Below are 20757 nucleotides of genomic sequence, written 5' to 3'. Positions count from 1 at the left end.
GGCCCCAGGCGCAAAGTGTCTCAGGCTTTGGGGCCAACCCAAGAATACATCAGGTGCGAGACCAAATTCCCGGTTCTATCGGAGCGTAGACGTCAGAAGCAGTGCACCGGACAAGTTCTTGCAACCAGCCGGTCAGTGACGTTCGACGAAACTGTCGATGACTTTCTTCACCCCTGCCTTTTCAAAGTCGATGGTCAGCTTGTTTCCCTCGATCGACTTGATGGCGCCATAGCCGAACTTGATGTGGAACACGCGCTCGCCCAGAGAGAATTGCGATGGCGTGTCACTGACGGATTTCGCCACCAGCTCTCCTTCGATGGTCAACGGCCCCTGACGCTTTTGCCGCGCGGACTGATACCCACGGCCGCCGCCATCGGAAAATCCGCTGGAGGACTGCTTGGCACGCTGCGCACGTTGCCAGCCCGGCGTGGAGTAGCTGCCCTTGTCGAAGGGATCATGACTGTCGAACCGGGACGGTCCGTAACCGCCACCACCATAGCCGCCATAGCTGGACGAAGCTTCGGCAATCTCGACATGGTCCGGCGGCAGCTCGTCCAGAAACCGTGAGGGAACGGTGGACTGCCAGAGGCCGTGAATACGCCGGTTGGACGCGAAATAGAGCTTTGCGCGTTTCTTCGCCCGGGTGATGCCGACATACGCCAGCCGACGCTCTTCCTCCAGACCGGCGCGACCGGATTCATCCAGCGCGCGCTGGTGGGGAAACAGCCCCTCTTCCCAGCCGGGCAGGAAAACCGTGTCGAATTCCAGCCCCTTGGCCGAGTGCAGCGTCATGATGGATACGGCGTCGGTCGCATCCGCGCTGTCCCGGTCCATGACGAGGGAAATATGCTCCAGGAAACCGGCCATGGATTCAAATTCGTCCATCGACCGGATCAGTTCCTTCAGGTTGTCGAGCCGTCCGGGTGCTTCCGCCGACCGGTCCTGGCGCCACATCTCGGTGTAGCCGCTCTCGTCGAGGATGATTTCCGCCAGTTCGGTGTGTTTCATCTGGTCGAGCTGACGCCGCCAGCGCTCGAAGTTGTCGAGCACGGACTTCAGCGCGTTGCGTGGCTTTGGCTTCAGTTCTTCGGTATCGATAAGCTGGCTTGCCGCCTGCATCAGTGGAATACGCTCTGCCCGGGCAACGCCATGGACCAGTTTCAGCGTCGCATCGCCAAGACCGCGCTTCGGCGTGTTGACAATGCGCTCAAACGCCAGATCGTCCGCGGGCTGCGCGACACAGCGGAAATAGGCCATGGCATCGCGGATTTCCATGCGCTCATAAAAGCGCGGACCGCCGATGACCCTGTAATTAAGCCCCAGCGTGACAAACCGGTCTTCGAACTCGCGCATCTGGAAGGATGCCCGCACCAGAACCGCCATTTCATTGAGCGAATGACCTCGCGACTGAAGGGTCTCGATCTCGTCGCCGATGGTGCGCGCTTCTTCTTCGCTGTCCCAGACGGAGGCCACCGACACCAGGTCGTGGTCGGGTTCCTCGAAATCTGTGAACAGCGTCTTGCCGAGACGGCCTTCGTTAAAGGCAATCAGATGGGATGCGGCAGCCAGGATATGGCTGGTCGAGCGGTAATTGCGCTCCAGGCGAATGACGACAGCGCCCTTGAAGTCATGTTCGAAGCGCAGGATGTTATCGACTTCCGCGCCGCGCCAGCCGTAGATCGACTGGTCATCATCACCGACACAGCAGACATTCGGGTTGCCCTGGGCCAGCAGCCGCAGCCACAGGTACTGCGCGATGTTGGTGTCCTGATATTCGTCCACCAGCATGTAGCGGAAGCGGCGCTGATATTCCTTGAGGACATCCGGCTGGGTCTTGAACAGCGTGATGACATGCAAAAGCAGGTCACCGAAATCGGCCGCGTTCAGGATCGACAGGCGCTCCTGATATTCCTCGTAGAGCTTTCGGCCCTTGCCGTTGGCAAACGCCCGCGCCTCGCCTTCCGGGATATCCTTTGGCCCAAGAGCCCGGTTTTTCCAACCATCCAGCATCCCGGCAAAGGCCTTGGCCGTCCAGCGCTTGTCGTCCAGCCCTTCGGCCTGGATGATCTGCTTGATAAGGCGGATCTGATCATCGGTGTCGAGGATCGAGAAGGACGATTTCAAGCCGACAAGTTCGGCATGCTTGCGCAGGATCTTTACACAGATGGAGTGGAACGTGCCGAGCCACGCCATGCCTTCCACATTGCCGCCGACAAAACCGGCAATGCGTTCCTTCATCTCGCGCGAAGCCTTGTTGGTGAACGTGACAGCCAGAATTTCGGACGGCCGCGCCAAGCCGGTTGCCAGGATATGGGCAATGCGTGTTGTCAGCACGCGAGTCTTGCCCGTACCGGCACCAGCCAGCACCAGAACCGGCCCTTCGGTCGTTTCCACCGCCAGCCGCTGCTCCGGGTTCAGCCCCGTCAGATAGTCCGGTGCCCGCCGTGCCGCCATCGCCCTGGCCGCGATCCCACCTTGCGGCCGCGCGGGAGCAGGCGCGGACTCCGCCCGCGTGCCGATAGGCTGGAATGGATCGTCAAAGGAATCGTCGTACCCGTCCGGGTCGGTCATGGTTTACTGGTCCGGTTTCAAGCGCTTGTTTTGAGAACAATATAGCAACATACCGGCGCTGGCGAGGCAGGAATGACCGATTTGGTGGGGACAAGAAGCGGGCTTTTCTTATTTGAACCGGCAACTGCGTGAGGCCGCCTCCTTTGACAAAGCCGCGACAGATTTCAGGAACCCCAGAGGTTTGCGGTTCCAGCGAGCACAGGAGGTACTGGATCCCGGTCTTGCCGCTACGCGTCAAACCGGGATGACAACGGGCAAAGGCATGTCTTGAAGCCTCTCTTGTCATCCCCGCGCAGGCGGGGATCCAGTAGACGCAGGCACCGGTGGAGCAAAATGCCTCTGTCCCGGCTCTAACCCGGATGACAAAACACGAAGGGAATACCCGCTCAGGCCCCCACCAGATCGAACCAATCACCCTCGGAAATAACCTCGATCTCCAGCTCCTGCGCCTTTTTCAGCTTTGAACCAGCACCGGGACCGGCCACCACGAGATCGGTCTTTTTCGACACGGAGCCTGCCGTCTTGGCACCAAAGCGTTCGGCCATGGCCTTGGCTTCGTCGCGGGTCATGCGCTCCAGCGAGCCGGTGAAAACCACTGTCTTGCCTGCGACCGGTGAGCCGGAGGCGTTGATCTTTTCAGCGTCCTTGGGTGACACCTCGACCAGAAGCGCGTCGAGCTGGTTGAGATTGTGTTGCTCGGCAAAGAACTCCGCCAGCGCCTCGGCAACGATATGGCCGATGCCGTCGATGTCATTGAGCTCTGTCCAGGCTTCGCCCGCCGTGTCATGCGCCGCCTTCATGGCTGCATAGAACACCGCCCAGGAGCCATAGGCACGTGCCAGAAGCTTGGCGTTGCCCTCGCCCACGTGACGGATGCCCAGGGCGAAGATGAAACGATGAAGGTCAATCTCTCGCCGCGCGTTGATTGCCTCGAAAAGGTTCTTCGCCGAAACGGCCCCCCAACCTTCCCGGTTGCGCAACTTGGTGAGAGAGCGTTTGTCCCGCTCCTCCAGCGTGAAGATGTCCGCCGGCGCCATCACAAGGCCTTCCTTGTAGAAGGCGTCGACCTGCTTGTCGCCGAAGCCTTCGATGTCGAAGGCATTGCGCGAGACGAAATGCTTGAGCTTTTCCGTTGCCTGGGCCGGGCAAATCAGACCGCCGGTGCAGCGGCGCACCGCATCGCGGCGCCCGGTTTTTTCCTTTTCCTCGCGCACCGCGTGGCTGCCGCAGGCGGGGCAGACAGTCGGAAACTCGAAGGCTTCCGCCCCATCGGGGCGTTTGTCCAGATCGATGTCGACAATCTGCGGAATGACGTCGCCGGCACGCTGGATCTTCACCGTGTCACCGATACGAAGATCCTTGCCGCCGCGGATCGACTCTCCGTCCTGGCCAATGCCCTTGATATAGTCTTCGTTGTGGAGGGTCGCGTTTGAAACGACGACACCGCCCACCGTGATCGGCTCCAGCTTGGCAACCGGCGTCAGGGCACCTGTTCGGCCAACCTGGATCTCGATGTCGTTGAGAATGGTGTAAGCCTGTTCGGCCGGGAACTTGTGAGCGATCGCCCACCGGGGTGACCGCGAGACAAAGCCGAGGCGTTCCTGCAGGTCCAGCCGGTCGACCTTGTAGACCACCCCATCGATATCATAATCGAGCTGGGCACGGCTTTCCTCGATGCCGTGATAGACCCCGAGAAGCTCTTCCACGGTTTCGCAGCGTTTCATCAGCGGGTTGACCTGGAAGCCCCAGCCTTCCAGCTGCTTGACCATGCCGAACTGGGTGTCTTCCGGCAGCTCGCTCATCTCGCCCCAGGCATAAGCGAAGAACCGCAGCGGGCGGGAGGCCGTGATTTCGGACTTCAGCTGGCGCAGAGAGCCCGCCGCAGCGTTGCGCGGGTTGGCAAAAACCTTTCCGCCATTGGCTGCCATACGCTCGTTCAGCGCCTGAAAATCCTTGTGCGCCATATAGACTTCGCCGCGCACTTCAACGACACCCGGCACCGTGCCGGACAAATTCTCCGGAATATCCTTGATCGTCTTCGCGTTCTCGGTGACGTTTTCACCTGTGGTGCCGTCACCTCGCGTTGCGGCGTAAACCAGAGTGCCGTTTTCATACCGAAGAGACAGCGACAGACCGTCGATCTTCGGCTCCGCGGTAACCGCCAGAGCCCCCATCAGCGGATCGAACTTCAGAAACCGGCGCACGCGGCCGACGAAGTCCCGGACGTCGTCATCGTTGAACGCATTGTCCAGCGACAGCATCGGCACCCGGTGAGTAATCTTGCCGAAACCGGACGCTGGGGCCGCCCCCACCTGCGCAGAGGGACCGTCTTCAAGAATGAGATTGGGAAACCGGGCCTCGATGGACGCGTTCCGCCGGCGCAGGGCGTCATAGTCCGCATCCGAGATCACCGGGGCATCTTCCTGGTGATAGCGGCGGTCATGCTCGGCGATTTCCGCCGCCAGCCGTTTCAGCTCGACCTGTGCTTCTTCCTGCGTCAGGGCGTCGATGTCGGTATGGGCGAAGGAAGTGTCAGTCATGATGTCTTCACGAAATGTGTCAGCGGGAGAGACCGGGTTGATGACCGGATTAAATCGGATACCGGAACCGAATGGCGGGCTCAAGCGTTGATAGCACATCGAACCGGCAAAACTCGATGCTGGTCAATGTTGGAATGAGGAGACACGAATGGCTTATCAGGACCGTGAAACGCATTATGTCGAGAAGACGAACGGCAACAGCGCTGGCTGGTTCATGGCCGGAGCGCTTGTCGTCGCGCTGATCGCAGGCGGCCTGCTCTATGCCAATGGCTTTTTCACGAACGACGAAGAGCTGAGCATCGAGCTGAATGTGCCCAATCTGGGCGAAGGTGAACTGAAGCTGCCTGACATGAAGGAAGCACCGCTCGTCAAGGAGCCGTAAGACCATTTCTCATTTGAAAACTGCACCACAGGGCGGGAGCTTCGGCTAACCCGCCCTTTTTTTGTCCACCGCGCCGGATCCTATTTCCTATTCCGCAGCCGTCAGCAGCCGGCGCGCCGCGGCGCGGGCTTCTTCCGTGATAACACTGCCGGCAAGCATCCGGGCGATTTCCTCGCTGCGGTGGTCTTCATCAATACGCTGAACGCGTGTTGCCACCCGGTCCTTCTTGGTCGCTTCCTTGGCGATCAGGAAATGCCCTGCAGCGCGAGCTGCCACCTGCGGGGCATGGGTAACCGTCAAAACCTGAACGCTGCCGGCAAGTCGTGCCAGACGCAGGCCGATGGCCTCGGCCACTGCACCGCCCACACCTGTGTCGATCTCGTCAAAAACCAGCGTCGGGGCAGAGCCCTTGTCGGCGAGAGACACCTTCAGTGCCAAGAGGAAACGGGAAAGCTCGCCACCGGACGCAACCTTCATCATCGGCCCCGGCTTCGTGCCTGGGTTCGTCTGGACATGGAACTCCAACTGATCGATGCCCGAACGGCTGCGGCTTTCCGGATTGCTTTCCACTTCGACGATGAATTTTGCCCGCTCCAGCTTTAGGTCGGGCAGCTCCATTTCAACAGCCTTTTCCAGTGCCTTGGCTGTCTTTCGCCGCTTGTCCGAGAGGCTGGCTGCCTTCTTGTCGTATTCGGCGCGGGCCTTTCCAGCAGCACTCACCAGCGCCGCCAACTTGTCTTCACCGGCATCGAGATCGGCCAGATCGCCGCTCATACGGGAACACAGGGCGGACAGCTCGTCAACCGGCACCGAGAACTTGCGGGAGGCAGCACGAAGCGCAAACAACCGCTCTTCGACAGCTTCCAGTTCGCGTGGATCATATTCGGTCTCACGCAATGCGCTTTCCAGTCCGCCGCGGGTTTCTTCTAGAAGATCCATCGCCTCTGCAAGCGTGCGGACAGGCTGACCAAGCAGATTGGGCACCTGGTCGGCCTTGCGTTCCAGACGTCGCAGCAAGCTGGCCAGTTCCGGGATTGGCGACGCAGTGCCGTTCAAGGTTTCAAAGGCTTCGTTCAGATCACCGGCAATCTTTTCGACCGCCATCATGTCCGTTCGCCGGGTAGCCAGTTGCTCCTCTTCGCCGGTTTCCGGCTTGAGGGCCGACAGTTCATCGACGGCAGCACGCAGGAAATCAGCTTCGTTGCGCGCGGCTTCTATACGTTTCTCGTGATCTGTCACCGCCTTGTCGGCAGCGCGATAGGTGGCAAAGGCCTGTGCTACGGCCTCGGCTTCGGCCGTCAGCCCTCCGAAAACATCAATAAGAGCCCGGTGGCTTTCCGGGTCAACCAGGGCGCGGTCATCGTGCTGTCCGTGGATTTCCACCAGCAGCGCGCCCGCCTGGCGCAGCAGTCCTGCACTGACGGGTTGATCGTTGACGAAGGCCCGGGTGCGGCCATCGGAGGTCTGGATACGGCGCAGGATGATGTCGCCATCATCGTCGACATCGTTCTCGCGCAGGAACATGCGAACGGGATGATCCGCCGCCACATCAAAGACAGCCGTCACCTGCCCTTGCGCCTCGCCATGACGCACGAGATCGGCATCACCACGCGCGCCGAGTGCCAGCGACAGGGAGTCGAGAAGGATGGATTTGCCCGCACCGGTTTCGCCGGTGAGAACCGACATGCCGGCGGCAAATTCGAGGTCAAGACGGTCGATCAGAACGATGTCACGGATAGACAGCGCGACCAGCATGAAGGGATGCTCCTTAAAGTTCGGCCCACCATATAGGAGGACCGAAGCGTCTTGAAAGAGCCTGTTTGGGCCTTTTCAACCTCATTTGCGAGGCTGAAGCCATTTCGGGATTAAACCAGGCGTCAGATGCTCTTGAAGGCGCGGCTGATCCAGCTGCCGCTGTCTTCGGAAGGCTCGTACCCACCCTTGTTGAGCAGCGAATAGGCATCCTTGTACCACTGGCTGTCCGGGTAGTTGTGCCCGAGCACGGCTGCGGCCGTCTGCGCTTCGTTGACGACACCGAGCGCGTAGTAGGCTTCGGTCAGGCGGAACAGAGCTTCTTCCACATGCCGCGTGGTCTGGTAATCGACGACAACCGTCTTGAAGCGGTTGATCCCCGCGATGTAGTTGCGCTTTTTCAGGTAGAAGCGACCGACCTGCATTTCCTTGCCGCCAAGCTGGTCATGCACGATGCGCAGCTTGCTTTCGGCATCCGGCACATATTCCGATTCCGGGAAGCGCTGGATCAGCTCGTTGAACGCACCGGCTGCCTTCCGGGTCACGGCCTGGTCGCGGGTAATGTCCGGCATCTGGCGGAAATAGGCCTGACCGGCGAGATACAGCATGTAGGCTGAATCCTCGTCCCCCGGATAGAGCGTCACGAACCGCTTCGCCGCAGTTACGGTTTCCGTGTACTTGCCGCGCGAGTAGTTCAGGAACGCCAGGTTCACCAGCGACTTCTTGGAGTATTCAGAATAGGGATAGAGCTTGTCGAGCTCTTCGAATTTCTGGGTCGAATCGCGCAGTTTGCCTTGCGCGCGCAGGGACAGGCCTTCGTTGAACAGAACTTCCGGCGGCGTATCGTTGAGTGCCAGCTCATCCAGATCGTCCTTGCCGCCGCATGCGGCAAGCGCAAGCGGTACAGCCAGAACGGCCAATCTCAGGAAGGTTTTCATGTGTTTGGCTCTGTTCACTTCAGAACCAGTATCCATTCCGTTCACGCCTATACTCCCGGACCTTTCCGGCCCCTAAGGCCCATGTCATGCGGCCTTGCAAATTTATCGACAGGAGTGTTTAGCGGAAATCACCGGTCCCCGTCACGTCCTCATCGGCCATCTGACGGTTTTTTTGAGCAATTTTATGGCAACCGGTCCAAATAGGTTCCGAATTCCGCCGAAAAGAAAACGGCCGCTTCATCAAAGCGGCCGATCAAAATTATATCAGGAGACGTCAGGCCCGAAAGCAGCAGCGGCTGCGATACCGCCCTTGTCGACCTGGCCGACCTTGCGGAATGCGGGCGACTCGACGATTTCGAACGCGCTCGGATCTTCAAACAGCTTGACCAGGATCGCATGGTTCATCTTGTGCCCGCCCTTGTAGGAGCGGTAAAGACCCAGGATCGGCAGACCGGCAAGAGCCAGGTCGCCAACCGCGTCCAGCGCCTTGTGACGTGCAAACTCGTCCGGCCAGCGGGTGCCTTCCGGATTGAGAACCTTGTCCTCGGCAATCGCCACGGAATTTTCCAGCGACGATCCCAGGGCAAAGCCCATTTTCCAAAGCTGCTCGACATCCTTCACGTAGCCGAAGGTGCGCGCACGGGAAAGCTCGTCACGGAACACGTCCGGCGTGATGTCGGAAGAGAACTGCTGGCGACCGATCAGCGGCGTGTCGAAGTCGATGGTGATATCGAACTTGGTGCCGTTGTAGGGGTGCAGTTCGCACCATGCCGTGCCGTTGTCGACACGAACGGTCTTCTTCACCTTCAGGTACCGGCGTCCCCGGTCCAGGCGTTTCAGGCCGATTTGCTCGATTGCTTCGACAAACGCAACGCTGCTGCCGTCCATGACCGGCATTTCCGGACCGTCGATTTCCACGACCAGGTTGTCGACACCCATGCCGAAAAGAGCTGCCATGAGATGTTCAACGGTCGCGACGCCTTCACTGGAAGGATCGCCGAGAACGGTGCAAAGTGCTGTTGCGGATACCTTGTTCCAGAGGGCCGGAACTTCGGTGGAGTTTTCCTGGTCGGTGCGGGTGAACACAATCCCCACACCAGCTTCGGCCGGTACGAGAGTGATCGACGCGGGTTTGCCCGAATGAACGCCAATCCCGTTCAGGGTCACCTGATCGGCTAGCGTCGTCTGTCGGTCAACATATGCGGTCATAAAACCCTGCCCTTCCGGTTTGCGGCGGAAACAAGCCCTCTATTTGCCCTTAAAGGGTTACGGACTTTTAACGATCCCGCGTTGGCTGGGAACATAGTCCCGAACCCCAATTGGGCGAAATAAAGCTTTATTACGATTTGTAACGATTCACAGGCTTTCAAATCACTGAATTAAAACGGGAATTTGTTCCGTTACGGAAACAGCCCGGAGCGTGAACTCCGGGCTGTAACGATCAGGGAAGATGATCGGGTCTCGAATCAGTTGGCCTGACGGCGAAGAAACGCCGGAATTTCCAACTGTTCGTCTTCTGTTGCAGTTACCGGCTTCGGCGTTGCCCGCCCGGTGTTGTCCAGCTGGCCTGCAGCGCCATGGGTTGCGGGACGTTGCTGGGGCGCACGCGGGGCGGCCTGCTGGGCCGGCTGCATCTGCGGAGCAGGACGGGCAACCGGTGCGGCAGCCATGTCATGTTCCTGATCTTCTTCGTGATGGCGGCCAAGGCCGCTTGCAAGGCGACGCAGCAGCCCCATCGGGCGGCGGTCGTCTTCAGCGTGCTCTTCATAGCTCGGTGCCGGAGCAGGCTGCTGAGGACGCTGCTGGGCAACGGCCTGCTGAGGCTGGGCTACATTTGCAGTCTGCTGCTTTGCCTGGATTTCACGTTGAGCGATCGGCGGGAAATCCTCCACCCGCGGCATGCGCGGTGCAGGGTTATGCTCGGCGGCAACCGGCGGAATGTAAGGCTGGCTGACCGGCATGTCTTCTGCAACAGGTGCCCGGGCTTCGTCTTCGATGTCGAGCATCTGCGGCTTGGCTGCAAGCGAACCTGCTGCCGGCTGCACCTTCTTGATCTCGACAGCCGGATCGCTTGCAACGGCGACCGGCTGCGGATCCGGAATGGCAAGTTCCCGTTCCAGATTGGCAACGGCCTTGGCAGCGGCATTTTCGGCATGTGCCTTTTCAGCCAGAGCGGCCGGGCGCTGAGTGTTGATTTCCGGCGTCCGGCTTGCGACCGGAGCTTCCGCCTTTACAGGCTGAGATGCTGTTCCGGGAAACGTGTTGGCCGCAAGGCCTTCCTCCCTGTCAATGCCGGTTGCAACGACGGACACGCGGATGAGACCATCCAGCGTCTCGTCGAAGGTCGCGCCCAGAATGATGTTGGCGTCGGCGTCAACTTCCTCGCGGATGCGGGTAGCCGCTTCATCCACTTCAAACAGCGTCAGGTCGTTGCCGCCGGTAATGGAGATGAGCAGGCCTCTTGCGCCCTTCATCGAGGATTCGTCGAGCAGCGGGTTGGCAATGGCAGCTTCCGCCGCCTGCTGTGCACGCTTTTCGCCGCTGGCTTCGCCGGTGCCCATCATGGCCTTGCCCATGCCGCGCATCACGGAGCGAACGTCGGCGAAGTCGAGGTTGATGAGACCTTCCTTCACCATCAGGTCAGTGATGCAGGCAACACCCGAGTAGAGCACCTGGTCGGCCATCGCGAATGCGTCGGCGAAAGTGGTCTGGGCATTGGCAATCCGGAACAGGTTCTGGTTCGGAATGACGATCAGTGTGTCGACACTCCGCTGCAGTTCCTCGATACCGGAATCGGCGATCCGCATACGGCGAGCGCCTTCGAACTGGAACGGTTTGGTCACCACACCTACCGTCAGTATACCCTGCTCGCGTGCCGCCCGTGCGATAACGGGTGCGGCACCGGTGCCGGTTCCACCGCCCATGCCGGCGGTGATGAACACCATGTGCGATCCGGACAGGTGATCGTTGATTTCGTCGATCACTTCCTCGGCAGCCGCGCAGCCGACTTCCGGCTGGGAGCCTGCGCCAAGACCTTCAGTCACGGCCACGCCCATCTGGACGAGCCTGTCTGAATGGTTCATGGCCAGTGCCTGGGCATCCGTGTTGGCAACGACGAAGTCGCAGCCCTGGAGACCTGCAGTGATCATGTTATTGACGGCGTTTCCGCCCGCGCCGCCGACGCCGAAGACCGTAATGCGTGGCTTCAGCTCCTGAATGTCGGGCATCTTCAGGTTGATGGTCATATTATCCTCGCGACCCACTGGCGCCCCCGGTACGGGAGTAGCCTCTTCTTCCCTAATCTCCTCTGCCATTTCTGGCAGCTCAACTTCCTGGATGTCGTCTTCTTGGCTCATGTCGTCAGAAGCTTTCCCTGATCCATTGGCCCACGCGGGCCAGGTAACCAGATTGCCCGCCCCACCCTGATCTCCGGTTCTTGTGTTCGAACTGTTCGATCTGAGCGACCTGCGGATAAATCAAGAGACCGACAGCGGCGGCAAAAGCCGGACCTTTGGCAGCCTCGGGAAGACCGGCGACGCCTAGAGGCCGGCCAAGACGGACGTTGCGCCCCAGGATGTGACGCGCAACTTCTCCAAGACCCGTGAGCTGACTTGCGCCCCCGGTCAGAACGATCTGCTTACCGACACGCCCGGCAAAGCCGGACGCCGTAAGCCGATCCCTCACGAGTTCAAGGATTTCTTCCACGCGCGGCCGGATAACCCGGGTCAACGCCGAGCGTGGGATCTGGTTCGGCAGGTCGCTGTCGCTTTCCAGCGGCGGCACCGTGAGCATGTCACGATCGTCCGAGCTGGACGCCAGCGGCGAGCCGTAAAGGGTTTTCAGGCGCTCCGCATCCTGCAGACGGGTTGCGAAAGCGCGGGCGATATCGGTGGTGACGTGATTGCCGCCAACGGCAATCGCATCCAGGTGCACCATGTGGCCATCGACGAAGACCGACAGTGTCGTCGTGCCGCCGCCCATGTCGATGCAGGCGACGCCAAGCTCGGCTTCGTCATCCACGATGGTGGACAGGCCACTGGCAAACGGCGTCGCCACCATGGTTTCCACATGAAGGTGACCGCGGTTGATGCACAGTTCCAGATTGCGCACAGGCGGAACTTCCGCCGTCACGACCTGCATGTCGACGCCCAGCTTGTGGCCCATCATGCCACGCGGATCGCGGATGCCGCGGCTGCCGTCCAGCGAATAGGAGATCGGCAAGGCGTGTGTGACGGCCCGGCCATCGGTCACCGAGTGGCTGGAACCGGCGGAAAGCACCCGCTGGATATCGGCTTCAGACACGCTGTCGCCTGCCAGCGGAACATTGGCGCTGTAGATCTCGCTCTGCAGGCGTCCGCAGCTGATGTTTGCGATCAGCGACTCGACCGTCACGCCGGCCATGCGCTCGGCACTGTCGACTGCCAGACGGATGGCCTGTTCGGCAGCATCCATGTCGACAACGACGCCGGACTTGATCCCGCGCGAGCGCTGGTAACCGTACCCCAGCACTTCCACCTTGTGGGAGCGGCTGGAAAGAATTGCCTTTTCTTCCTGCGGCACCAGTTTGGCGATCAGGCAGCAGACCTTCGTGGAGCCCACGTCCAGAACCGACATGATGACGGCACGACGGCTCGGCAGCGGCCGCATCTTCGGCAGGTAGAGGTTGTTGTCGGAGCGGCTCATGTGTCACGCTCCTTTTTGCCTGAGCGGCCCTTGCCGCCCGTCATGACCTTGCGCTGTTCGGCAGCCTCGTCGGAGAGGCGCACGGTCACGCGGTCTGCCAGACGCATGTCGATGGCAACGATATCCCGGGACAGAAGCCCGCTTTCTTCATCCATTTTCACCAGATCTGCCAAGGCGGCGTCGATGTTGTCTTGGGGCAAGCGGATCGAAATCCCGTTCTCAAGCTGCAGGTCCCAGCGGCGATCGCTGATCAGGAACGCCGCGCGCACGCGCGGACGCAGGCCCGGAACCTTCTCCAGCGCGGTGTTGATCTCGGATGCCCGGCGCTGAGCACCGTGGTTCACGACAAGCAGCAGATTGGCATAACGCCCATCCACCTCGTCGGTGATCACGTCACCTGATTCGTTTACGATCGAGACCATGTCGCCGCGCTGCCACAGCGCATAGGGCACGCGTTCCTCGATGTTGATCTGCAGCGTGCTCGGATAGAGCTTCATCACCGAAGCGCTCTTCACCCAGGCCATCTCGTTAAGACGCTCGCGAGCGCTATTTGCGTCGAACAGGGCGAGCGAGGAACCTTCGTGAATTTCCAGCGCTTCCAGGATCTGGAACTCGTTGATTTCACGCTGGCCGGACAGCTTGACGGCCTCGATGCCGAAACCAGCAGCGGACAGGAGACTGTCGGCAACAAGCCGGCCGTGCCCCCCTATGACTATTCCATAACCAATTGTTAAGGTTAAGAAAGTCAGCGCAGCAGCAGATCCGGACCAGCGTGGCAGATCTGCCAGGCGCCCGGCCGAACGCCACACCGGCTGGCGGTGCAAACGCGGCACACCGCGCCCGCGCGGAGCCAGTTCAGCCTCCAGCGGGGTCATCGCGTCCCGGTAATGTTTGCGCCTTATCGACAGCAACTCGCGTCCTCAACCATCCAGCTGACCAGGTCCTTGAAACTCATCCCCTTGTGGGCCGCCATTTCGGGCACAAGAGAAGTCGGCGTCATGCCTGGCTGCGTGTTCACTTCTAGGCAAATCAGCTCTCCGGATCCGTCTTCCTTTTCATCGAATCGGAAGTCGGCGCGGGAAACACCGCGGCAACCCAGAGCCTGATGCGCCTTAACTGCTAGTGTCTCTATGGTTTGGTAAACAATCGGTGAAATTTTTGCAGGAAGAATGTGTTTTGAACCGCCTTGTGCATATTTTGCGTCGTAATCGTAGAAGCCGTGACCTAACGGCACTATGTCGATGACGCCCAGGGCCGTATCATCCATGACGGCACAGGTCAGCTCCCGCCCGCTGATGAACTTTTCGCACATCAGAACGTCAGGGTAAGGCCAGTCCTCCCGACCCAGTTCCTGTGGCGGAAACTCTTGATCTTCCTTGACAATCAGCACCCCGAAGCTCGATCCCTCGTTGATGGGTTTCAGCACATATGGCGGCTTCATCGGATGCTCGCGGGTGATCTCCCGGCGGTTGACAACAAGGTGTTCCGTGACCGGAATTCCGGCTGCATTCATCACCGCTTTTGCCTTCACCTTGTTCATTGCAAGGCTCGAGGCGAGCACACCAGAATGTGTGTACGGGATGTTAAGAACTTCTAATATTCCCTGAACGCAGCCATCCTCGCCGAAGGGACCGTGAAGAGCGTTAAAGACCACATCGGGCTTCAAATCTTTGAGAACAGCGGAAATATTGCGGTCAACGTCGACCCTGGTGACCCGGTAGCCGGCTTCTTCCAGCGCATCGGCGCAGCCCTTGCCGCTGGCGAGGCTTACAGGACGCTCGTTAACCCAGCCCCCCATCAGAACAGCGACATGTTTGCTTGCCATCAGGCAGCCTCCCCTTCCTTGCCCAGAAATGGCTCGATAGCCCCCTGTGCACCAAATTCACCCAGGCGCTTGATCTCCCACTCCAGGCGGATGCCGCTGTGCGCCAGCACGCGCGCGCGCACGGTTTCCCCAAGCAGTTCGAGATCATGTCCGGTGGCCGTTCCGGTATTGATCATGAAGTTGCAATGCATTTCGGACATTTGCGCTCCACCGACGGTCAGGCCACGGCAGCCTGCCGCGTCGACCTCTTTCCATGCCGACGTACCGGGCGGGTTCTTGAAGGTGGATCCGCCGGTCTTTTCACGGATCGGCTGCGCCCGTTCACGGTGGGCGACAACGTCGGCCATTTCCTGCCGGATCGAGGCTTCGTCCTGCGGCACGCCTTCAAAGACGGCGGAGGTAAAGATCAGGTCTTTCGAAGCCTCCGAGTGGCGATAGGCATAGCCCATGTCCTCATTCGTCAGAACATGGCGGTTACCGTCCCGGTCGACCGCGGTCAGCTCCACCATGCGCTCGCGGGTTTCCGTGCCGTGAGCGCCCGCATTCATGCGCAGCGCACCGCCCAGACCGCCAGGAATACCTGTGTAAAACGCAAAACCGCCGAGACCGGCCTTGGCCGCAGCTTCCGCCAGACGCTTGTCCGGCACGGCCGCCCCTGCCCTCAACCTGTTACCGCCGACTTCCTCGATGGAACCGAAGCCCTTTGCACTCAGGCGAATGACAACGCCCTTCAGGCCGCCGTCACGGATCAGCAGGTTGGAACCCAGCCCTACCGGCAGCACCGGAACATCTTTCGGCAGCTTTTTCAGGAAGGCAGCAAGGTCGTCTTCATCCGCCGGCTGGAACATCAACTGCGCGGGACCACCAGTGCGGAACCACGTGACCGCAGACAGTGGCTGGTTGGCCGTCAGCTTGCCGCCGATACCTTCGGCAAGCTCCGGATACTGCTCCAGCAGATCGGGAAACGCCATGTGACGTCCTCCTTAAAGCTCTTCCAGTTGTTTCGGCAGCGCGTATGCCCACTGGGTAATGTTGCCGGCCCCGAGGCAAACCACGAAGTCGCCCGGCTCGGCCAGTTCCTTGACAAGCGCCGGCAGCTCTTCCGGGCCCTCGATCGACCGAACGTTCCTGTGACCGCGGGTCTTCATGCCCGAGACGAGATCGGTATGTGCCGCTCCCTCGATCGGCTGCTCCCCCGCGGCGTAGACAGGAGCGATAATCACCGCGTCCGCATCGTTGAAGCAGTTCGAGAAATCATCGAACAGGCTGTGCAGGCGCGAATAACGATGCGGCTGCATCACCGCGATTACCTTGCCTTTGGTCGACTCGCGCGCCGCATGGAGCACGGCCTTGATTTCAACAGGGTGGTGGCCGTAATCGTCGAATATCTGAACGCCGCCCACCGTACCGGTGTGCGTGAAGCGCCGCTTGACGCCGCCGAAGGCCGCAATGCCTTTTCTGAGATCGTCCGCCTCGACACCCAGCTGCGAGGCAACCGCGATAGCCGCGGTGGCATTCGAAACGTTGTGAAGGCCCGGCATCGGCAGCGTCAGGTCATTCAGTTCGATCACCTGCCCGCTGCGGCGGTCACGAAGGGTCACGGAGAAGATCGACTTGCCACCATCCATCGACACATCGGTGTAGCGAACGTCGGCCTGCGGATTGGCGCCATAGGTGACGACACGCCGGTCTTCGATGGTCCCGATCATCGTCTGGACTTCGGGATGGTCGAGACACATGACGGCAAAGCCGTAGAAGGGTACATTTTCAACGAACTGCCGGAAGGCAGCGCGTACGCCAGCGAAATCGCCGTAGTGATCCAGATGCTCCGGATCGATGTTTGTGACGATGGCGACATCAGCCGGCAACTTGACGAAGGTGCCGTCGCTCTCGTCTGCCTCGACAACCATCCAGTCACCCTCGCCCATGCGGGCATTGGTGCCATAGGCATTGATGATACCGCCGTTGATCACCGTCGGATCCAGACCGCCGGCATCGAGAAGAGCGGCCACCATCGATGTGGTCGTGGTCTTGCCATGTGTGCCGCCAACGGCGATCGCCTGCTTGAAGCGCATCAGCTCGGCCAGCATTTCCGCCCGCCGCACCACAGGGATCAGCTTTTCACGGGCCGCGACCAGTTCAGGGTTGTCCTTCTTGATGGCGGAAGACACGACCAGCACCTCGGCATCGCCGAGGTTTTCTGCGGCATGGCCAATGGAAACCTTGATGCCGTTGTCACGCAGGCGCTGAACATTGGCGTTTTCCGCCATGTCCGAGCCTTGCACCGTGTAGCCGAGGGTCTTCAGCACTTCGGCAATCCCGCTCATGCCGATACCGCCGATGCCGACAAAATGAACCGGTCCGATATCCTGCGGCATCTTCATGGCCGTTCTCCTTGTTTTGCTGCGACCTTCTCGACAAGGTCGGCAAGTCTTTTCACCGCGTCAGGCCTGGCGACGCTGCGCGCCTTTTGCGCTGCTTCGCCCAGCATTTCGGGTGCATTCATGAATCGGGTGATTTCCTGGGCCAACCGCTCCGGATAAAGGTCGACCTGACGGATCGGCCAGGCACCACCTGCTTTTTCAAGCACCTTGGCATTGGCTGCCTGGTCCTGATCAATGGCTCCGGGCAACGGTACCAGGATGGAGGGACGACCAAGAACACTGAGCTCGCTGACCGACGACGCACCGGACCGGCAGATCACCAGATGCGCCTGGGCAATCCGCTGTGGCATGTCCTGGAAGAACGGCGCGCATTCGGCCTGAACGCCCAGACTGTCGTAAACTGCCTGTACCCGCTCCATGTCCTCCGGACGGCACTGCTGCACGATCCGCAAACGGGCGCGGATGTCGGCAGGCAGTTTTTCAAGCGCCGGCGGCAAAAGGTCGGAAAAGAAGCGCGCGCCCTGGGATCCGCCGAAGACCAGCAGGTTGAACGTTCCCCCAGTGAGCGGTGCCGAGTAGGGCAACTCCGCAGCCGCGAGGACGGCGTCCCGAACAGGGTTGCCCGTTTCAGTCAGCTTGGCCTTGAAATCCGTCGGTAGATCTTCGATCGGCACGCTTGTGGCAATGGCGGTCACGCCCTTCGCCAACAGGCGGTTGGCTCGCCCCATGACGCCGTTTGCTTCGTGCAGAATGGAGGGCGTGCCCGTGAGCCGGGCAGCATACATCGGCGGAAATGTCGGATAACCACCAAACCCGGCCACGACATCCGGCTTCAAGGCCTTGATCACCTTGCGTGCCTGCAGCGTTCCAAGAAACAGTTTCACTGCAGTCTTCGCCAGCAGGAAAGGATTGCGCCCCCGGATGGTCTCCGAGGCGATGATGTGAACCTTGCGAGCGGGAAAAGCGCTGCCGTATTTGTCGGCCCGTTCGTCGGTTGCAAGTTCCACGATCCAGCCGCGCCGGTTCAACTCGCTGGCCAGCGCCTGTGCGGGGAAGAGGTGGCCGCCCGTTCCGCCGGCCGTCAGTAAAACAGTTTTGCTCATGAGTGCGGCTTGGGGCCTTACATCAGGGAAGAGGGTGAAAGCCGGCTCACCGTGACGACATCACCGCGCGACGGCTGCGGCCGCCTGCGCGTGAGCGCCAGAATGGCACCAGCGGTCATGGCGGACGACAAGAGCGACGACCCGCCGTAGGAAACGAAAGGCAGGGTCATGCCCTTGGACGGAATGAGGTGAAGGTTCACCGCGAGATTGATGGTCGCCTGCAGGCCGAACAGCACGGTCAGTCCTGCTGTGGCAAGACGACTGAAAGCATCCTGATCACGGCTGGCGTGACGCAGGCCTCTCAAGACGATGAATGCAAAGACGGAGACAAGCAGCAGACAGGCGATTACGCCGAACTCCTCGCCGACAACGGCGAAGATGAAGTCTGTGTGGCTGTCAGGCAGGATCCGCTTGACGGTGCCCTCCCCCGGACCACGGCCCAGCCACCCACCTGCAAGAAAGGAATCCTTGGCCGTATCGATCTGGAAAGTGTCACCGGAGCTCGGGTCGAGGAACCGGTCCACGCGGTTGGTCACGTGCGGCAGGAAGGCATACGCGGCAAACAGACCGACGATCCCGATGACGCCAAGCGCCATGATGATGAGCCAGGAAATCCCGTTCAGAAAGAACAGCCCTGCCCAGACCAGGCCGAGCAGCATGGTCTGACCGAAGTCCGGCTGGGCGATCAGGAGAGCCGCGCAAACCGCAAAGAGCACGAAGGCGAAGAGCACTCCAGGCACCTCGCGCCGGCGGCCGCTTTCCGACAGAAGGAAGGCGATCAGGATCACGAAGGCAGGCTTCAGGAATTCGGACGGCTGTATCGACAGCCCGGCGATATAGATCCAGCGCCTCGCACCCTTGGCCTCAAACCCCAGGAACAGGGTGGCAACCATCATCAGCAGTGACACGATGAACAGGATGAGTGCCGCTCGCCGGACCATGCGCGGCGTCATAAGCGAGCCGGCAAGCATGATCGTCAGGGCCGGGATCAGGAACATGGCCTGTCGCTTGACGAAATAGAAGGTTTCAACGCCGATGCGTTCAGCAACCGGTGGACTGGCTGCAAACGAAAGCACCACACCGCCAACCATCAGCAGGCTGAAGGCGGCAAGCAGATAGTGGTCCACTGTCCAGAGCCATTCCGCAAAGCGGCTGCGATCGGCGCGCGAAACCATATCAGGCGACCTCCTGGGTATTGCCGGAATTGGGCAAGGCACGCACCGCATCTACAAAAGCAGCGCCCCGCAGTTCAAAATTCGGGAATTGGTCGAAGCTCGCACAGGCGGGCGACAAAAGTATGGCGATTTCCGCCGCACCGTCCTCTGCCGCCTCGGCAGCGGCGTCCTGCACCGCCTGGGTCAGCGTTCCGCTGATCTTGAAGGGCACGCGGCCATCCAGCGTCTTGGCGAAATCCTGAGCCGCCTCTCCGATCAGGAAGGTCTTGGCGATCTTCGGGAAATATTCGTCCAGCGAGGAGATACCGCCCGCCTTGGCCCGGCCGCCCGCGATCCAGTAGATCCGGTCGAAACTTGCCAATGCTCTGGCTGCAGCGTCAGCGTTGGTAGCCTTGGAATCGTTGATATAGAGAACCCGGCCCTTCTTCTCCACCACTTCCATGCGGTGATGAAGTCCCGGGAAGGTCTTGAGGACTTCTGCGATCTGCGCTGCCGGAATTTCCAGCGCACGCAGAGCCGCGAAGGCTGCCGCCGCATTCTGGCCGTTGTGGTCACCGCGGAGGCTGTCGATCCCGCCAAGCAGCGCCACTTCGATCTGGCTACCGTCATGCGCCTCGATCAGTCGCCCGTGGCGAGCGTAGATACCGTTGGTGAGTTCCTTCTCACCAGCGATCCGGCACACGGGCTTGCGTGCAAGTTCAAGCCTGTCGGCAATTGCTGAGGACAACCGGTCGTCAACTCCCACAACCGCGACCTTGGCACCGGCGACAAGTCGCTCCTTGATAGCGGCGTAGTTTTCCATGGACCCGTGACGATCGAGATGATCCGGCGACAGGTTCATGTGAATGCCGACCGTTGCATCCAGGGTCGGCGCCAGATCGATCTGGTAGGAAGAGCACTCCACCACATAGTGCCGACCGGGTTGCGGAGGATCGAGCTCCAGAACCGGCGTCCCGATGTTACCGCCGAGTTGCACGTCCCGGCCCAGGGCCTTCAGGAGATGCGCGATCAGGGCGGTGGTTGTCGACTTGCCATTGGTACCGGTAATCGCAATCAGCGGCGCGGACGGGCATTGTTTGCGTCGCTCACGGCAGAAAAGCTCGACATCGCCGACAATCTCGACGCCCGCATCACGCGCCAGCTCCACCGACCAATGCGGCACCGGATGGGTCAGCGGCACACCGGGAGCAAGAACCAGTGCGGCAACGTCCGACCAGTCAAGGTCCCGAAGGTTTTGCGTTGCAAGCCCCTCGCCGGCAGCTTGTGCGACCCGGGCTTCGTTGTCGTCGAAACAGACCACATCCGCACCACCCGCCTTCAGCGCGCGCGCCGTTGCAAGCCCGGACCCGCCGAGCCCGAACAGGGCAACCTTTCTGCCGTCGAATGTGGTGACCGGGATCATGC

General features: G+C 60.5%; 15 protein-coding genes. 1 reads left to right on the top strand and 14 read right to left on the bottom strand.

All coding sequences use genetic code 11. The features are described from left to right. Nucleotides 1–132 precede the first annotated feature (132 nt). Both FIU93_RS14745 and ligA read right to left on the bottom strand, forming a co-directional pair. Entirely contained in the window at nt 133–2571 is a 2439-nt protein-coding gene (locus FIU93_RS14745) for a UvrD-helicase domain-containing protein (RefSeq protein ID WP_152506010.1), read from the bottom strand. A 386-nt stretch (nt 2572–2957) separates the two neighbouring features. Further along, the gene (gene ligA / locus FIU93_RS14740; protein ID WP_152506009.1) at nt 2958–5111 is read right to left on the bottom strand and encodes an NAD-dependent DNA ligase LigA; all 2154 of its coding nucleotides are present in this window, start codon (nt 5109–5111) and stop codon (nt 2958–2960) included. A 148-nt stretch (nt 5112–5259) separates the two neighbouring features. On the opposite strand from ligA, the gene FIU93_RS14735 reads away from it, so the two are divergent. Next, a complete protein-coding gene (locus tag FIU93_RS14735; protein ID WP_023000503.1) occupies nt 5260–5493 on the top strand; it encodes a hypothetical protein in 234 nt (77 codons plus the stop codon). Nucleotides 5494–5580: 87 nt separating this feature from the next. Here FIU93_RS14735 and recN read toward each other — a convergent pair whose 3' ends face one another. The 12 genes from recN to murD form a co-directional block, all read right to left on the bottom strand. Further along, the gene (gene recN / locus FIU93_RS14730) at nt 5581–7248 is read right to left on the bottom strand and encodes a DNA repair protein RecN (RefSeq protein ID WP_152506008.1); all 1668 of its coding nucleotides are present in this window, start codon (nt 7246–7248) and stop codon (nt 5581–5583) included. A gap of 122 nt (nt 7249–7370) precedes the next feature. Next, nucleotides 7371–8219: an outer membrane protein assembly factor BamD gene (locus FIU93_RS14725; RefSeq protein WP_051990129.1), complete on the bottom strand. Its 849-nt coding sequence runs from the start codon at nt 8217–8219 to the stop codon at nt 7371–7373. Between the two features lie 228 nt (nt 8220–8447). Further along, nucleotides 8448–9392, bottom strand: a complete 945-nt coding sequence (gene lpxC, locus FIU93_RS14720; RefSeq protein WP_152506007.1) for a UDP-3-O-acyl-N-acetylglucosamine deacetylase — start codon at nt 9390–9392, stop codon at nt 8448–8450. Nucleotides 9393–9649: 257 nt separating this feature from the next. Further along, nucleotides 9650–11428: a cell division protein FtsZ gene (gene ftsZ, locus FIU93_RS14715; protein WP_152507599.1), complete on the bottom strand. Its 1779-nt coding sequence runs from the start codon at nt 11426–11428 to the stop codon at nt 9650–9652. 115 nt (nt 11429–11543) lie between these two features. Next, complete coding sequence (gene ftsA / locus FIU93_RS14710) at nt 11544–12866, bottom strand: cell division protein FtsA (RefSeq protein ID WP_023000498.1); 1323 nt, start codon at nt 12864–12866, stop codon at nt 11544–11546. After that, on the bottom strand, nt 12863–13777 hold the full coding sequence (locus FIU93_RS14705; RefSeq protein ID WP_031269118.1) for a cell division protein FtsQ/DivIB: 915 nt from the start codon (nt 13775–13777) through the stop codon (nt 12863–12865). Before FIU93_RS14705 ends, ftsA begins: the two co-directional genes overlap by 4 nt. Further along, complete coding sequence (locus FIU93_RS14700) at nt 13765–14691, bottom strand: D-alanine--D-alanine ligase (RefSeq protein WP_023000496.1); 927 nt, start codon at nt 14689–14691, stop codon at nt 13765–13767. Before FIU93_RS14700 ends, FIU93_RS14705 begins: the two co-directional genes overlap by 13 nt. Beyond that, the gene (gene murB, locus FIU93_RS14695; protein ID WP_152506006.1) at nt 14691–15662 is read right to left on the bottom strand and encodes a UDP-N-acetylmuramate dehydrogenase; all 972 of its coding nucleotides are present in this window, start codon (nt 15660–15662) and stop codon (nt 14691–14693) included. The genes FIU93_RS14700 and murB overlap by 1 nt, the downstream gene beginning before the upstream one ends. 12 nt (nt 15663–15674) lie before the next feature. Next, the gene (murC, locus tag FIU93_RS14690; RefSeq protein ID WP_152506005.1) at nt 15675–17075 is read right to left on the bottom strand and encodes a UDP-N-acetylmuramate--L-alanine ligase; all 1401 of its coding nucleotides are present in this window, start codon (nt 17073–17075) and stop codon (nt 15675–15677) included. Further along, nucleotides 17072–18178, bottom strand: a complete 1107-nt coding sequence (gene murG, locus FIU93_RS14685; protein WP_152506004.1) for an undecaprenyldiphospho-muramoylpentapeptide beta-N-acetylglucosaminyltransferase — start codon at nt 18176–18178, stop codon at nt 17072–17074. Before murG ends, murC begins: the two co-directional genes overlap by 4 nt. 17 nt (nt 18179–18195) lie before the next feature. Beyond that, nucleotides 18196–19353 carry a putative lipid II flippase FtsW gene (gene ftsW, locus FIU93_RS14680; protein ID WP_023000492.1) on the bottom strand — a complete coding sequence of 386 codons (1158 nt, stop codon included), beginning with the start codon at nt 19351–19353 and terminating at the stop codon, nt 18196–18198. A gap of 1 nt (nt 19354) precedes the next feature. Further along, nucleotides 19355–20755 (bottom strand): UDP-N-acetylmuramoyl-L-alanine--D-glutamate ligase, encoded by a 1401-nt coding sequence (gene murD / locus FIU93_RS14675; protein ID WP_152506003.1) that lies wholly within the window; start codon nt 20753–20755, stop codon nt 19355–19357. Between the last annotated feature and the right edge of the window lie 2 nt (nt 20756–20757).

Origin of the sequence: Labrenzia sp. THAF35, from assembly GCF_009363595.1 — a bacterium.
In the GTDB taxonomy this organism is placed as follows: Bacteria; Pseudomonadota; Alphaproteobacteria; order Rhizobiales; family Stappiaceae; genus Roseibium; species Roseibium algicola.
This window is presented reverse-complemented; position numbering and strand designations above follow the sequence as displayed.